Origin of the sequence: Actinomycetospora soli, from assembly GCF_021026295.1 — a bacterium.
In the GTDB taxonomy this organism is placed as follows: Bacteria; Actinomycetota; Actinomycetes; order Mycobacteriales; family Pseudonocardiaceae; genus Actinomycetospora; species Actinomycetospora soli.
The window spans coordinates 40,238-54,838 of sequence record NZ_JAJNDA010000010.1; the positions used below are offsets into that span (position 1 = coordinate 40,238).

The 14,601-nt window shown below is 74.7% G+C and carries 15 protein-coding genes; 8 read left to right on the forward strand and 7 right to left on the reverse strand.

Features of this window, described 5'->3' with window-relative positions; all coding sequences use genetic code 11:
* Positions 1 to 33: 33 nt before the first annotated feature.
* Complete coding sequence (locus LN037_RS17280; RefSeq protein ID WP_230754800.1) at positions 34 to 1,053, reverse strand: hypothetical protein; 1,020 nt, start codon at positions 1,051 to 1,053, stop codon at positions 34 to 36.
* 429 nt (positions 1,054 to 1,482) lie between these two features.
* On the opposite strand from LN037_RS17280, the gene LN037_RS17285 reads away from it, so the two are divergent.
* The 5 genes from LN037_RS17285 (at position 1,483) to LN037_RS17305 (ending at position 6,063) form a co-directional block, all read left to right on the forward strand.
* Positions 1,483 to 2,019, forward strand: coding sequence for a recombinase family protein (locus LN037_RS17285; protein WP_230754801.1), 537 nt, complete (start codon positions 1,483 to 1,485; stop codon positions 2,017 to 2,019).
* A gap of 39 nt (positions 2,020 to 2,058) precedes the next feature.
* Positions 2,059 to 2,964, forward strand: coding sequence for a cytochrome c oxidase assembly protein (locus LN037_RS17290; RefSeq protein ID WP_230754803.1), 906 nt, complete (start codon positions 2,059 to 2,061; stop codon positions 2,962 to 2,964).
* A gap of 79 nt (positions 2,965 to 3,043) precedes the next feature.
* Positions 3,044 to 4,252 carry a putative lipid II flippase FtsW gene (gene ftsW / locus LN037_RS17295; protein WP_230754805.1) on the forward strand — a complete coding sequence of 403 codons (1,209 nt, stop codon included), beginning with the start codon at positions 3,044 to 3,046 and terminating at the stop codon, positions 4,250 to 4,252.
* A gap of 30 nt (positions 4,253 to 4,282) precedes the next feature.
* Complete coding sequence (locus LN037_RS17300; protein ID WP_230754807.1) at positions 4,283 to 4,738, forward strand: MaoC family dehydratase; 456 nt, start codon at positions 4,283 to 4,285, stop codon at positions 4,736 to 4,738.
* The gene (locus LN037_RS17305) at positions 4,738 to 6,063 is read left to right on the forward strand and encodes an LLM class flavin-dependent oxidoreductase (RefSeq protein ID WP_230754809.1); all 1,326 of its coding nucleotides are present in this window, start codon (positions 4,738 to 4,740) and stop codon (positions 6,061 to 6,063) included. The genes LN037_RS17300 and LN037_RS17305 overlap by 1 nt, the downstream gene beginning before the upstream one ends.
* Positions 6,064 to 6,653: 590 nt before the next feature.
* Here LN037_RS17305 and LN037_RS17310 read toward each other — a convergent pair.
* The 3 genes from LN037_RS17310 to LN037_RS17320 all read right to left on the reverse strand — a co-directional run bounded on the left by LN037_RS17310 (position 6,654) and on the right by LN037_RS17320 (position 9,464).
* The gene (locus LN037_RS17310) at positions 6,654 to 7,811 is read right to left on the reverse strand and encodes an acyl-CoA dehydrogenase family protein (RefSeq protein WP_230754811.1); all 1,158 of its coding nucleotides are present in this window, start codon (positions 7,809 to 7,811) and stop codon (positions 6,654 to 6,656) included.
* A gap of 52 nt (positions 7,812 to 7,863) precedes the next feature.
* The gene (locus tag LN037_RS17315; protein WP_230754813.1) at positions 7,864 to 8,550 is read right to left on the reverse strand and encodes an SDR family oxidoreductase; all 687 of its coding nucleotides are present in this window, start codon (positions 8,548 to 8,550) and stop codon (positions 7,864 to 7,866) included.
* Between the two features lie 257 nt (positions 8,551 to 8,807).
* Positions 8,808 to 9,464: a L,D-transpeptidase gene (locus LN037_RS17320; protein WP_230754815.1), complete on the reverse strand. Its 657-nt coding sequence runs from the start codon at positions 9,462 to 9,464 to the stop codon at positions 8,808 to 8,810.
* Positions 9,465 to 9,609: 145 nt separating this feature from the next.
* On the opposite strand from LN037_RS17320, the gene LN037_RS17325 reads away from it, so the two are divergent.
* Together LN037_RS17325 and LN037_RS17330 are read left to right on the forward strand one after the other, a co-directional pair.
* Positions 9,610 to 10,872, forward strand: a complete 1,263-nt coding sequence (locus LN037_RS17325) for an NAD(P)/FAD-dependent oxidoreductase (RefSeq protein ID WP_230754817.1) — start codon at positions 9,610 to 9,612, stop codon at positions 10,870 to 10,872.
* Positions 10,869 to 11,492 carry a VOC family protein gene (locus LN037_RS17330; protein WP_230754819.1) on the forward strand — a complete coding sequence of 208 codons (624 nt, stop codon included), beginning with the start codon at positions 10,869 to 10,871 and terminating at the stop codon, positions 11,490 to 11,492. The genes LN037_RS17325 and LN037_RS17330 overlap by 4 nt, the downstream gene beginning before the upstream one ends.
* A 41-nt stretch (positions 11,493 to 11,533) precedes the next feature.
* Here the strand turns inward: LN037_RS17330 and LN037_RS17335 are convergent, their stop codons facing one another.
* A complete protein-coding gene (locus tag LN037_RS17335) occupies positions 11,534 to 11,914 on the reverse strand; it encodes a hypothetical protein (protein WP_230754821.1) in 381 nt (126 codons plus the stop codon).
* 20 nt (positions 11,915 to 11,934) lie between these two features.
* Positions 11,935 to 12,816 carry a GntR family transcriptional regulator gene (locus LN037_RS17340; RefSeq protein ID WP_230754823.1) on the reverse strand — a complete coding sequence of 294 codons (882 nt, stop codon included), beginning with the start codon at positions 12,814 to 12,816 and terminating at the stop codon, positions 11,935 to 11,937.
* A gap of 67 nt (positions 12,817 to 12,883) precedes the next feature.
* On the opposite strand from LN037_RS17340, the gene LN037_RS17345 reads away from it, so the two are divergent.
* Positions 12,884 to 14,005: an FAD-dependent monooxygenase gene (locus LN037_RS17345; protein WP_230754824.1), complete on the forward strand. Its 1,122-nt coding sequence runs from the start codon at positions 12,884 to 12,886 to the stop codon at positions 14,003 to 14,005.
* Between the two features lie 27 nt (positions 14,006 to 14,032).
* On the opposite strand, the gene LN037_RS17350 is transcribed toward LN037_RS17345, so the two are convergent.
* Positions 14,033 to 14,539, reverse strand: coding sequence for an Lrp/AsnC family transcriptional regulator (locus LN037_RS17350; RefSeq protein ID WP_230754826.1), 507 nt, complete (start codon positions 14,537 to 14,539; stop codon positions 14,033 to 14,035).
* Between the last annotated feature and the right edge of the window lie 62 nt (positions 14,540 to 14,601).

Here is a 14,601-nt window from a genome sequence, read left to right on the forward strand (position 1 = left end):
CCCCGCCACGGTGCCGCAGCCGGGCGGAGCCCGCTACCGGGCCGCGAGCACCACCGTCTGCACCGCCCAGGACCCGAGCGGCGCGGTCGGCGTGAGCGACACCGGCGCGGCCGCGTCGGCCGAGAGCGCCGGGCGGGCGACCAGCACGGTCGTGGCCTTGACGACGTCGTCGGCCTTCACCGTCCAGGCGTCGGTCAGCGGCTGTGGCGGCGTGATGTCGGCGACGCCGGTGCCCGCGACGAAGTACAGGACCTGCGTGGAGCTGCCCTCGGGCGCGGGGGCCGCGGTGACCGCCCCGCCGGTGCCGGTGGTCTCGCCCGGCGCGGTGACGCCGGTGATGTTCGACCAGGCGCCGATCCCGCCGAGGAGGGTGGCCGGGGTGTCGGAGGTGAAGGTGACCGGGCCGGACTCGCCGTGCGCGGTCGCGGTGAACAGCGAGACCGAGCCGGCCCCACCGGGCAGCGCGGTCGTGCGCAGCGTGGTCCAGCCGGCCGGCGGGGTCACCTGCCCGGCACCCGAGCGGAAGATCTGCGCGACGAGCACGTCGCCCTCCTCCACGCCGGCCGGCGTGGAGAGCGTGACCTGGGTGGCGGCGTCGGCGGTGGTGTAGCCGACGGCGCGGGAGAGGGGCAGCCACGGCACGGTCGCGGCGACGACGAGCCCGGCCACGAGGGCGACGGCGGCGAGCAGGCCGGCGCCGCCCCACAGCGCGGGAGCGGGCATCGAGCGGGCCGCGACCACGCCGACGACGACGAGCAGGCCCGCGAGCCCGGCGGTGAGCCCCAGCAGCGTCGCGGTCGAGTCGGTGCGGAACCCGCGCACCCCGAACTCCGCGACGGCCACCGCGATCCCCACGAGCCCGAGCAGGGCCCCGAGGCCGACGACGACGTTCTGCAGCGTCGGCGGCAGGGACACGGTCGCGACCACCGCGGCGGCGACGACGACGAGGACGGCGGCGGCCGCCCAGGCCACGGGGCTGCTGATCGCCCCGGCGGCCACGACCGCCAGCACGGCGACCACGACGGCCGCCCCGATCGCGACGGTCTTGCGCACGTCCACCCACTCCTCCCGCGGACCCGGGCGGGCCCTGCTCTGTTCGGCGGTACCTCGACGGCCGCTCCGCAGAGCGTGTCGCTCCGGGAGGTTCCACCGTTTCGGACGCGCGCGGGCCTCGACGGAGGTCCGAATGAGGTCACGGTTGCATCACGAAGTCGTGAACGGCGGGCGACGAGCCCGCGCCACGCCCACGATCCGGTGACGGAGCGTACCGAGTTCTCGTCACCCGCCCGAGGTGTTCCACCTGCGACGATCGTCCGCGACCCCGTCGACGGAAGCGGTTTCGACGGCGCCGACGCGACCGGCGCGAGATCCGGATCGTGATCACCGCCGCCACCGGAGGCGTTACGGAACGTGGCTCTGCGGCGATGCCCCCTCCGTACCGACGTCGAGAGGGGGGCCGGAGTGCTGCGCGGTTACGCACGGGTGGCATCGGCGACGGACGACGCCGCGGACCAGGTCGCGCGGCTGCAGGCCGAAGGGGTGCCCACGGAGCGGATCCGGGTCGACACCTCGCTGGGCACGCGCGGTGCGCGGCCGGAGCTCGAGGCCGTGCTCGGCGACCTGCGCCGCGGCGACGTCCTCGTGGTCACCCGGCTCGACCGGCTGGCCTCGTCGGTGCTGCACCTGGTGCAGGTGGGGCAGCGGCTGCGCTCGGTCGGCGCCGAACTGCGCTCGCTCGAGGAGGACGTCGACACGACCTCCGACTCCGACGCCGGTGTGCTCCCCACCCTCGACCTGCTCGCCGGTCTGCAGCGCACCCTCGTCTCGGCCAGCACGCGGGCCGGGCTCGACGCGGCCCGGGCGCGCGGGCGGCGGGGCGGTCGTCCGCCCCGGTTGAGCGCCGAGGCCGCGGCGGAGGCGCAGCGGCTCTACGACCAGGGCCGGTCGGTCACCGAGATCGCGGAGAAGCTCGACGTCCCACGCACCACCGTGTACGGCCACCTGCGTCGGCCCACGTAGTTCACGGCGGGCGTACACCGGCGGGCGTGTGCTGCGTCGGTGATCGTCCCGGGGGCGGGCCTGCCGCCACTGACCGGCGCCCGCCTGCTCACGTCGTGGACCCTGGCGCCGGGCGCGCTCGGTGGCATCGCCCTCCTCGGCGGGGGCTACGGGCTCGGGCTGCGCCGGCTCGCCGCGCCGTGGCCGGTCCGGCGCACCGTCGCCCTCGCGCTCGCGCTCGTCCTGCTGGTGCTGATCTCCTCGAGCGCGATCGCCGTCTACGACGACACCCTGTTCTGGGCCCGCGCGGTCCAGGGCGTCGTCCTGCTGGTCGTCGCCCCGATGCTGCTGGCCGCCGCGGCACCGCTGACCCTGGCCCGCGGGACGCTGCCCGCCCGCGCCGTCGCGACCCTCGGGCGGCTGCGGCGGTCCGGCGTCGCGCGGGCGTCCTGCGCCCCGGGGATCGCGACGCTCGCGCTCGTCGGCCCGCCGTTCCTGCTCTACCTCACCGGCCTCTACCCGCTGGAGCTGCGGAGCCCGACGGTGAGCGGGCTGGTCTCGCTCGGCCTCCTCGGCGCCGGACTGCTCTACGCGGTGAGCCGGCTGCAGATCGACCCCGTGCCGCGGACCACGCACCACGGGCTGACCCTCGGGATCGCGATCGCCGAGGTCGTCACCGACGGCGTGCTCGGGCTGGTGCTCTGGCTCGGGCCGCTGCTCGCGGTCGCCCATGACACCGCCGTCGACCGGGACTGGGGGCCGAGCCTCCGCGACGACCAGGCGGTCGGGGCCGGGGTGTGGTGGATCGGCGGCGACCTCGCGGGGCTGCCGTTCCTCGGTGCGATCGCCGCCCGCTTCGCCGCGGCGGACGCCCGGGAGGCGCGCCGCGTCGACGCCGAGCTCGACGCACAGGAGGCCGCGGGCGAGCGCGGCTCGGGTCTGTGGTGGGAACGGCCCGAGCGGTGAGATCCGTCCGGATGCTGCCTGGGCACGCAGGTCGGGCACGTCCCGCCGTCGGGACGGTTCCTGCCGGAGGCTGAACGGCGTGACCGCCGCGCGCAGCCCCGTCGCCCCCCACGTCGTCGCGCTGCGCCGCGCCGTGGCCGCGACCCTGCGGCGGCCGCTGGCGTCCTACTACGTCGTCGTCGGACTGACGGTCGTGCTCGCGGGGCTCGGGCTGGTGATGGTCCTCTCGGCGTCGTCGATCGACTCGCTGACCCGCACCGGCAGCCCGTACGGCGTGTTCCTCCACCAGGTCGTCTACTGCGTCGTCGGCGGGGTCGCGTTCTGGTTGACCGGCCGCGTCCCGGTGCGGCAGTGGCGCGTCGCGAGTCCGTGGCTGCTGGGGGTCAGCCTCGTCGCGCTCGTGGCGGTGTTGGTGCCGGGGCTCGGCTCGTCGGTGGCGGGCGCGCAGAAGTGGTTCGTCGTCGGGGGCCTGTCGCTGCAGCCCAGCGAGCCGGCGAAGCTCGCGCTGGTGCTCTGGGGCGCGCACGTCCTCTGCCTGGGCGGGCGCAGCGACGGGAGATCCCTCGCGCAGCGCGGAGTCGTCGGGGTGCGCCGGCTCCTGCCGGTGGTCCCGGTCGGGGTCCTGACGGCAGGTCTGGTCGTCGTCGAGCCCGACCTCGGCTCCGCGCTCGGCATCGTCGTCGTGCTGTTCGCGCTGCTCTGGTTCGCCGGGGTGTCCGGCCGGCTCCTCGGGCTGCTCGGCGCGGGGGCGCTGGCCGCGGTCGGGGTGCTGGCGGTGACCGCGAGCTACCGGCTGGCCCGCCTGACGTCGTTCCTCGGCAGCGGCGACGACTCGCTGGGCGCGGGCTACCAGTCCCAGCAGGCCCTGTACTCGCTCGCCGACGGCGGGCTGCTCGGCGACGGACTCGGGCAGGGCGCGGCGCAGTGGAGCTACCTGCCCAACGCGTCCAACGACTTCGTCTTCGCGATCCTCGGCGAGGAGCTCGGCCTGGTCGGCGCCTGCGCCGTGCTGGGCCTGTTCGCGCTGCTGGCGTGGGTGGGGCTCCGCATCGCCGCGCGCACCGTCGACCCGTGGAACCGGGTCGTGGTGGCGACGCTGACGGTGTGGCTCGTGGCGCAGGCCGTCATCAACATCGGGTACGTCCTGGGACTGCTGCCGGTCACCGGCATCACGCTCCCGCTGATCTCGGCGGGCGGCAGCTCGGTGATCGTCAGCATGATCTCGCTCGGGCTGCTCGCCTCGGCCGCCCGCGACGAACCCGACGCCCGGGTCGCGCTGCGGCGTTAGGGTCGTCGGAGATCACTCGAGGAGGCACACGTGGAGATCCTGGCCGGCGTGGACGGCGTGCGGGGGGCCATCGGTCGCGAGCTGGGCCCGGGGGAGTGGTTCACGGTCGACCAGTCCCGGGTGGACGGCTTCGCCGACGACACCGAGGACCACCAGTGGATCCACGTCGACCCGGAGCGGGCGAAGGACAGCCCCTTCGGCGGCACGATCGCCCACGGCTTCCTCACGCTCTCGCTGCTGCCGCACCTCGCCAACTCCGCCCGCCGCCTCGACGGCGTGCGGATGGGCGTGAACTACGGGCTGAACAAGGTGCGCTTCCCCGCGCCAGTGCGCGTCGGCAGCCGGGTCCGCGCGACGGTGACCATCACCGAGGCCGAGGACCTGCCCGACCAGGGCGTGCAGGTGGTCTCGACGGTCACCGTGGAGATCGAGGGCGCGCCGAAGCCCGCCTGCATCGCCGAGTGGGTCACGCGCGCGTACTTCTGATGCCTGCCGTCCCTCCCCGCGTCCACCTCAACGCCTTCGCCATGATGTGCGCGGGCCACCAGTCGCCGGGGCTGTGGCGGCATCCCTCGGACCGGGGGTTCCGCTACACCGACCTCGACCACTGGACCGGCCTCGCCCGGCTGCTCGACGACGCCGGGTTCGACGCGCTCTTCCTGGCCGACGTCCTCGGCGTGTACGACGTCGCCGGCGGCTCGCGCGACGCGGCGGTCCGCGCCGGCATCCAGCTCCCGCTCGGCGACCCGATGATGCCGGTGTCGGCGATGGCGGCCGCGACGCGACACCTCGGGTTCGGGGTCACCGTCTCGACGTCCTACGAGCACCCCTACGCCCTCGCGCGCCGCTTCACCACGCTCGACCACCTGACGAAGGGCCGGGTCGGCTGGAACGTCGTCACCGGCTACCTGGCCAGCGCCGCGGCGAACCTCGGCCTCGGCGAGCAGCTCGCGCACGACCAGCGCTACGAGCAGGCCGACGAGTACCTCGAGGTGTGCCGGCGGCTGTGGCACGAGTCGTGGGAGGACGACGCGGTGGTCCGCGACGCCGCCGGCGGGGTCTACACCGACCCGGCCAAGGTGCACGACGTCGGGTTCCACGGCCGCTGGTACGACGTCCCCGGCCCCTTCCTGTGCGAGCCCTCCCCGCAGCGCTCCCCGGTGATCTTCCAGGCCGGTGCCTCGCCACGCGGGCTGGCGTTCGCCGGGCGGCACGCCGAGGCGGTGTTCATGTCCGGGCCGTCCACGGCGGTGCTGGCGGGTCAGGTCGACCGGCTCCGCTCCGCGGTGTCCGACGCCGGCCGTGACCCGGCCTCGGTCACCGTGTTCTGCCAGCTCGCGCCGGTGGTCGCCGCGACGTCGGGCGAGGCGCAGGACCTGTACGCCGAGTACCTGGAGTCGTTCTCGCTCGAGGGTGCGCTGGCCCTGTTCGCGGGCTGGACCGGTCTCGACCTCACCGGCATCGACCCCGACCAGCCCCTGCGCTACGTCGAGTCCGACGCCGGGCGCTCCGCGCTCGCCTCGTTCACCACCGACGACCCCGACCGCGAGTGGACCGTCGGCGAGGTCGCCCGCCACCTCGCGGTCGGCGGGCGCGGACCCGTGGCGGTGGGCTCGGGGACCGAGGTGGCCGACCAGATGGAGCACTGGGTCGACGAGACCGGCGCCGACGGGTTCAACCTGGCCTACGCGGTCACGCCCGGCACGTTCGAGCAGATGGCCCACCACGTCGTGCCGGAACTGCGCCGCCGCGGCCGGATGCCGGCCGACCCCGTGCCCGGGACGCTCCGGGAGCGCCTGGCCCTGCGCTGACGCGTCGCCTTCATGGCAGGAAAGCGTCGTTGCTGTCGTCCAGTGACAGGAACGCCACTTTCCCGACGGCGGGTGGGCTCGGTTCGCGGCCGCTGCGCTCACGCTCCGGCCGGGTCCGTGTTCGGTTCGGGCGGATGCTGCGCGTCGCGCACACACTCTGGCCGGGTCTGTGTTCGGTTCTGGCGGATGCTGCGCGTCGCGCACACACTCTGGCCGGGTCCGTGTTCGGTTCGGGCGGGTGCTGCGCGTCGCGCACACACCTCGCCCGGCGGATAGCTCGGTGCTGATGAGAGCTGCGCGTCGCGCACACATCGGACCGCTCGAGTGTCGGCGTGCCGACTGCTGCGCCTCTTACTCCCTTCCGCCCGCCCTGTCGTGGGTTCCGGTGGTTGCCCGCGCGCCTTGTCGTGGTGAATCCCCACGACAAGGCGAGCGGGGCGGCGCGGACGACCGCGACAAGGTGCACCAGGTCGGCGCCGGAGGCGACAGGCGCGGACGAATGTGTGTGCGGGACGCGCTGGAGTCGCGCGGGTCGATCGTCGAGCTGGCCGGCCCGGCGGGACGCACACGACCCCCGGCCGCACCCGCCGTCAGGAACGCGCTGCCTTGCCCAGCGCACCCCGGGCGATGATGACCTGCTGGATCTGGCTCGTGCCCTCGTAGATCCGGAACAGGCGCACGTCGCGGTAGATGCGCTCGACCGGTACGCCGCGCATGTAGCCCGACCCGCCGTGGACCTGCACCGCGCGGTCGGCGATCCGCCCGACAGCCTCGGAGCAGAAGTACTTCGCGGTGGACGGGCCGGTGACCTTGTCGGACCCGTCGTCGTAGGCCTTCGCCGCCTCGCGGACCAGCGCGCGGCCGGCGTGCCAGTCGGTGACGGAGTCGGCGACGAGGCCCTGGACGAGCTGGTAGGTCGCGATCGCGTGGCCGCCCTGCTCGCGCTGGGTGGCGAACTCGACGGTCTCGTGGACCAGCCGCGCCGCCATGCCCATGCACAGCGCGGCGATGTGCAGGCGGCCGTGCGCCAGGCACTTCAGGGCGGTGACGTACCCGCGGTGCAGGCCCTCCTCGCCGCCGACCAGCGCCGAGGCGGGGACCCGGACGTCGTCGAGGTAGACCTCGCAGGTCCAGGAGCCGCGCTGGCCCATCTTCGCGTCGTGCTCGGAGAAGCTGACGCCGGCCGCGGAGGTCGGCACGAGGAACGTCGAGATCCCGCGGGCGGGCGCCGCGTCGGGGTCGGTGCGCGCGAACACCATGAGCACGTCGGCGAAGGGCGCGTTGGTGATCCAGCGCTTGGCGCCGCTGATCACCCACGAGTCGCCGTCGCGCACGGCCTTCGTCGTGAGCGAGGACGGGTCCGACCCGGCGTCGGGCTCGGTCAGCGCGAACGACGCCACCACCTCGCCGGAGGCCAGGCGCGGCAGCCACTCCGCCTGCTGCTCGGGCGACCCCCCGGTGAGCAGGACCTGGCCCGCGATGCCGTTGTTGGTGCCGAACAGCGACCGCAGCGAGGGCGTGGTCCAGCCGAGCTCCATCGCGAGCTCGACCTCCTCGGCCATTGACAGGCCGATCCCACCGTGCTCCTCCGGGATCGCGAACCCGTACAGGCCCATCGCCTTGCACGCCTCGCGGAGCTCGGCGGGGACCTCGTCGGTCTCCTCGATCTCGTCCTCGCGCGGCACGACCTGCTCGCGCACGAACTCGCGGACGGAGGTCAGGACGTCGGCGAAGTCGGACGGGTCCACGGCGGGGGCCTCCCAGCAGAGACGGCGGTGTCGCGCCGATTCTCGCGCGGGATCATCCCGTCGGCCGCACGACGAGGTCCGTGATGTGCGCGTCACGACCCGCCGTGACCGCCGCCAGGACCGTCGCCGCCACCGACTCCGGCCGGAGGTACCGCGAGCCGTCGTACGTGCCGCCCTCGTGCGCGACCACCTCGCGCTGCATGTCGGTGTCGGTGCGCCCCGGGTGCACCGAGCACACCCGCAGGTCGGGCTCCTCACCCCGCAGCGCGTCGGCGAACGCCCGGAGCGCGAACTTCGACGCCGCGTACGAGCCCCACCCGGGCCGCGCGGCGAGTCCCGCCCCGGAGTTCAGACAGACGACGGTGCCGCGCGCGGCGCGCAGGGCCGGCAGGAGCAGCCGCGTCAGCTCCGCCACCGCGACGACGTTCACCTCGAACTGCCGCCGCCACGTCGTGACGTCGAGCTCCGCGACCGTCCCGAGCATCCCGACCCCGGCCGAGTGCACCAGCACGTCGAGCTCGTCGATCCGCTCGGTCGCGCCGTCCAGGGCCGCGGGGTCGGTGAGGTCGACCGGCCACGGCAGGGCGCGCTCACCCAGTCGGGTCGCGACCGCCGCCAGCGCCGCGGCGTCACGACCGCCCAGGAGGAGGTCGTGGGTCGGCGCGAGGGCCGTGGCGACCGCAGCCCCGATGCCACGCGAGGCGCCCGTGACCAGGGCGAGAGGACGCTGCGAGCTCACGGGGGCACGATAACGACGTGGAACTTCGTCCGTTCACACCTGTTCGCGCACCTTCCACCCCACCGTGTGCACCAAGGCGTGGACGCGTCACGACGGGTGCTCCGCGGCGTTGATCCGGGCACCGATCCGAACGGACGGTGACGAGCACCGGCGTGGCGTTTCGTTCCCCAGCTGGCCCGCGTCCGCTCGTCGGGAACTGCCCCGAACGGTTCCCAGTGCCGCGACCCGGCGCCTCGCCCCACGAGGCGCCGGGTCGTCTACTTCACGACGACGACGGTGTCGCCGACCGCGAGCGTGCGGAAGAACTGCCGGGCGACGGCGTCGGACAGGTGGATGCAGCCCGCCGACTGCCGCGACAGGCTCCCGGTGTGGAAGGCGATGCCGCCGTTGAAGAACACCGACCACGGCATCGGCGCGTCGTCGAACTGGCTCGAGCGGTGGTCCGCGTCCTTCCACGTCACGTGGAACGTGCCGGTCGGGGTGCGCTCGCCGGGCCGGCCGCTCGTGATCGGCGCGCTGCGCACGACCTCCCCGTCCTGCACCAGCCACGCGCGCTTCGCCGAGAGCGAGACGCACGCGCCGTCGCCGCTGATCGAGCAGGGCATTCCCGACGACGGGTCGCGCCCGGTCCGGGCGGTCGTCGTCCGGGCGGTGCGGGACGAGGTGGGCTTCGGCGTGGAGGTCGTCGTCGAGGTCGCGGAGGTCGCCGGGCGGGTCGTCACTCCGGCGCTCGCCGCGGCGGGCGCGGGCAGCACCGGCGGCACGGTGGCGAGCGGCGCGGCGGGTCCGGCCGCCGCGGCGACCGCCGCGGGTCGCTCGCCGCCGAGGTCGGCCGGGCCGAGACCCGTCGTCACGCCGAGCGCGCCCAGCACGAGCACCGCCGACCCGGCCATCCCGATTCCGGCCTTCCGCATCGCGACCCCCCGACCTCGCTCGAACCGTTGTGCTGTCGAGATCGCTCTGCTGGGCCGGCCGTGTTAGCGCCCTACCCCGAAGGGATGAGCGCTTGCCGTCCGAGGAGAGTGCCGTAGACCGGATTACGGTCGCTAGGGTCGGGACGTGGCCGATCTCGTGGTGGTGGGTGCGTCGCTGGCCGGACTGCGCGCGGTGGAGGCCGTGCGCAACGACGGGTTCTCCGGGTCGATCGCGCTGGTGGGCGCGGAGGAGCACCTGCCCTACGACCGCCCGCCGTTGTCCAAGGAGCACCTCGGCGACGACGAGCCGCGCGACCCCACGTACCGCGAGCAGGAGAAGCTCGCCGAGCTCGACGTCGAACTGGTGCTGGGGGCGCCGGCCGAGTCGCTCGACGTCGGGAACCGGACCGTGACCGTCGGCGGTCGGGAGATCGGGTACTCCGGCCTCGTCATCGCGACCGGCGCCGACGCGCGGCCGCTGCCCGCCTCGGTGTGCGCGCCGGGTCTGGCGGGCGTGGTGACGCTGCGGACCCTGGACGACTCGCGGCACCTCCGCGAGCTGCTGCGGCAGGGCACGCCGCGGGTGACGGTCGTGGGCGCCGGGTTCATCGGCTCGGAGATCGCCGCGGTCGCCCGCACGCGCGGACTCGAGGTGACGATCGTCGAGGCGCTGCCGGTGCCGCTGGTCCGCGGGGTCGGCGAGCGCATGGGGCGCGCCCTGACCTCGATCCACGAGCGCCACGGCACCACCGTGCTCACCGGGGTCTCGGTGGAGAGGGTGACCGGGTCCGGGCACGTCGAGTCGGTGGTACTCGGGGACGGCACGGAGATCCCCACCGACGTGCTCGTCGTCGGGATCGGGGCGACCCCGAACACGGGGTGGCTGGAGTCGTCGTCGCTGACGGTCGACAACGGTGTGGTCGCCGACGAGACGCTCGCCGCCGCGCCGGGCGTGTACGTGGCCGGCGACGTCGCCCGCTGGCCGAACGCGCTCTTCGACGACGTGCTGAGCACCCCGATGCGCCTCGAGCACTGGACCTCGGCGTCCGAGCAGGGCGCTCTGGCCGCACGCAACGCCCTCGACCCGGCGTCGGCGAAGGCCTACGAGACCGTGCCGTACTTCTGGTCGGACTGGTACTCGAGCCGCATCCAGTTCGTCGGCGTCTCCCGCGCCGACGACGAGCACCCCGAGGTGGAGACCGAGATCGTCATGGGCTCGGAGGACGACGGCGCGTTCGTCGCGCTCTACCGCAGCGGGGAGCGGCTCGTCGGCGCGCTCGCCGTCGACAAGCGGGCCGAGGTCATGCAGTACCGCCGGCTCATCCTCAACCGGGCGGGCTGGTCGGAGGGGCTGGAGAAGGCCGAGGAGCGCCGGCAGCGGGCGGCGAAGAAGGCCGCCGCGCAGTGAGTCCCGCGGTGCGGACGCCGGGCGTCGACCACCTGGTCGTCGCCACGACGTCGCTGGACGAGGGCGTGCCCCGGCTCGTGGAGCGGCTCGGTGTCGAGCCCGCCGGCCGCGCGCGGCACGACCGGTTCGGCACCCACAACGCCCTGTGGAACCTCGACGACGGCACCTACCTCGAGCTGATCGCGATCGACCCCGAGGCGCCCGCGCCCGGTCGCCCGCGCTGGTTCGACCTCGACCGGTTCGCCGGCCCGCCGCGGCTCGTGCACTGGGTGCTCCGGCTGCCGACGCTCTCGTCGGCGTCCGACCCGGTCCTGCGTCTCACACGCGACGACCTGTCCTGGTCGCTCACCGTTCCCGACGACGGGTCGTTCCCCGGCGACGGCTCCGGCGTCCGGCCGTCGCTGATCGCCTGGGACGGCGGGCACCCGTCGACGGGGCTCGCGGACGGCGGGCTCGCCCTGTCGCGGCTCGTGCTGTCGACCCCGTCGGCGGGCGACCTGCGCGCACGACTGGTGGCGGCCGGGTTGGTGGGGCACCTCGGCAACCGCGTCACCGTGACGCCGGGTCCGGTCGCCCTGCGCGCCGAGCTCACGACACCGGGCGGGCCGGTCGCTCTCTGACCCCGGCATCCGGCGCGCGGCCGAGATCGGGACCGGGGCGATCAGCGCACCAGGCCGACGACCGCGGCACCGACGAGTCCGCCGCTGGTGAGCGTGAACGAGATGACGCTGAGCACCTGGAACCACATCCGCGTCGCCGCGCGGGGCGACCAGGCCAGCGGGAGGAACAGCGTCGGGTTCAGCCACGTGCCGATCACGATCGCCGCCGCCAGCCACGTCGGCAGCCCGGGGACGGCGAGGCCGACCGCGATCAGGATGATCCCCATGATCACGTAGTCGAGGTGCGCCTGGAGGATGCGGCGGGGCTTGCGCACGCCGGCCCGCTCGACGAGCTGCGGGGTGATCATCGTGGCGGCGACGGCCCACCCCAGCACCGCGCCGAAGGCCAGCTCCACCAGACCGATGCGCGTCAGCACGTCCACGCGGGTGATCCTGTCCTAGGTCAGACGATCCCGTCGAGCAGGGCAGCGAGACCGGTGCGGAAGACGCGGTCGAGGTCGAACGCGTAGGGCCCGGCCCGACGGATCGCCGGACCCGCCAGGCGCGCCATGCCGCGCACCGTGGCCGGGTCGTGGTCGATCCAGTGATCGGCGTCGACGCCCGTGTCGGCCTCCGCGTCCCGCTCGGCGGCGAGGGTCAGGGCCATCCCGCGCACGTAGCCCGAGACCGCCAGGTACAGGTCGAAGCGGCGCTCGGGCTCGGCGACCACGCCCTCGAGCGTCGGCAGGTCCCACTCGGCGATCGCGAGCAGCGCGGCCACCGGCTGCGGGCGGTGCAGCGAGATCGCCCGGGCCGCCCAGGGGTGGCGCGAGTAGACGCTCCACTGCCGTCGCGCCGAGAGCTCGAGACGCGCCCGCCACCCGGCGTCCGGGGCCACCACCGGCCACGGCTCGGCGGCGAACACGTCGTCGAGCATGGCCATGACCAGCCCGTCCTTGCCGTGCACGAGACCGTGGACGGTCATCGTCGGCACCCCCAGCTCGGCCGCGAGCCGGCGCATCGACACCGCCGGGAGCCCGTCCGCGTCCGCGAGCTCGACCGCCAGCGCCACGACGTCCTCGCGCGCGGGCCGCGATCCGCGCGGCCGGACCCGCCGTCGGGACGGCGTCCGGGCCGCGACCACCGTGCCCACCCGCGGGAGCGACTCGACGAGGCCCTCCTCGCGCAGGAGCGCGAGCGCCCGCGACGCGGTCGCCGAGGCGACGCCGAACTCGGCGACGATCGCGCGGACCGAGGGGAGCCGGTCACCCGGCGCGAGGTCGTCGAGGCGCGCCCGCAACGCCGCGGCCACGCGCCGGAACGGGAGATCGCTGTCCTGCGACACGCTGGTGCTCCTCGCCGACGGACGGGCACGGTCGCCGCTGTTCGTACACCGTCCAGAGGAGCTCGTCATGCACGTTCTCGTCTCCGGCGCCGGGATCGCCGGCTCCGCCCTCGCCGCCCTGCTGCTCGCCCGGGGACACCGGGTGACCGTCGTGGAGTCCGCGCCCCGCCCGCGGCCCGGGGGGCAGGCGGTCGACGTCCGCGGTCCGGCCCTCGAGGTGATGGACCGGCTGGGGCTGGGCGAGCCGATGCGGGCGGCGCGGACCGTCATGCGCGGCATGTCGGTCGTCGCGCCCGACGGCACCGAGCTGACCCGCACCACCGAGACCACGCTGACCGGAGGACCCCTGGGGTCGCCCGACGTCGAGATCCTCCGCGACGACCTCGCCGCGCTGCTCGTGGACGCGGCGGCGGGGACGGAGTGGTGCTTCGGGGACCGGGTCGCCGCGATCGGGGCCGACGGCGTGCGGCTCGCGGGCGGCCGGACGCTGGAGCCCGACGTCGTGGTCGGCGCGGACGGCCTGCGCTCCGCGGTCGGCCGGCTCGCCGGACTCGTGGGCGACGGCTGCCTGCGCCCCCTCGGCAGCCACCTCGCGGTGTACACGATGCCCAACGTGTTCGGCCTCGACCGGTGGCAGACCTTCTGCCGGTTCCCGGACGGGATGGCCGGGCTCTACACGGCGCGGGAGAACCGGGAGGTGCGGGTCAACCTCGGGTTCGAGGGCGAGGCGGAGTACGACCACCGCGACGTCGCCGCGCAGAAGCAGCTGATCGCCGACGCCTTCGCGGGGCGGGGCTGGTGGGTGCCACGCATGCTCGAGGGCCTCGCCGACGCCTCGGACTTCTACCTCGCGCCGATGACCCAGGTCGTCGCGCCGCGCTGGTCGACCGGCCGGACGGTCCTGCTGGGCGACGCCGCCTGGTGCACCACGCCGCTGTCGGGCCAGGGCACCACGCTCGCCCTGGTCGGGGCGTACCTGCTCGCGCACGAGCTCGACGTCCGTCCGGTCGGGGAGGCGTTCGCCGCGTACGAGGACCGGATGCGGCCGGTGGCCGAGGCCGACCAGCGGCTCGCGCTGGAGAATTCCGCGCGGGTGGCGCGGATGATGGACGGCGCCGCGGACGTCGTCGCCGGCAGCGACGAGCACTGGTCGGCGACGAGCGCGGCGACCGCCCTGGCGCTGCCGTAGCGCCCGTCGGAGGCCGTCACGAGCCCGTCAGAGGCCGTGCGCCGTGCGGACGTGGTCGAAGATCAGGCTCGTGACGGTGCCCGCCACGTCGCGGTGCTTGTTGAGGGTGTCGACCAGGTCGCGCAGCGCCCCCGTCCCCGCCGTCGCGACGTGGAGCAGGTAGTCGTCGGCGCCCGCGACGAAGTAGACGTCCCGCACGGCCGGCAGGCGGCGCACGAACGCGGTGAACTCGCCGAGCCGGTCGCGCGAGTCGCTCTGCAGCCGGACCGAGATCATGGCCTGCAGCGGCAGCCCGACGGCCGCCGGGTCGACGTCCGCGTGGAACCCCCGCACCACGCCGCGCTCACGCAGCGCGCGCACCCGCGTGAGGGCCGTGGACGCCGCGATCCCCACGGCCTCGGCCAGCGCCGCGTTGGTGATCCGGGCGTCGGCGACCAGGTGCCCCAGGAGGGCGCGGTCGATGTGGTCGAGCGGCCGCAGATCGTTCGGTGGCGGCCCCGGAGCGACCACGGAATCGTCGGGAAGTTCATCCACGACGGCAGGCTACAGAACCTTCTTCACGAATCTACCGGTGAAACAGCAGGACGTTCACACTG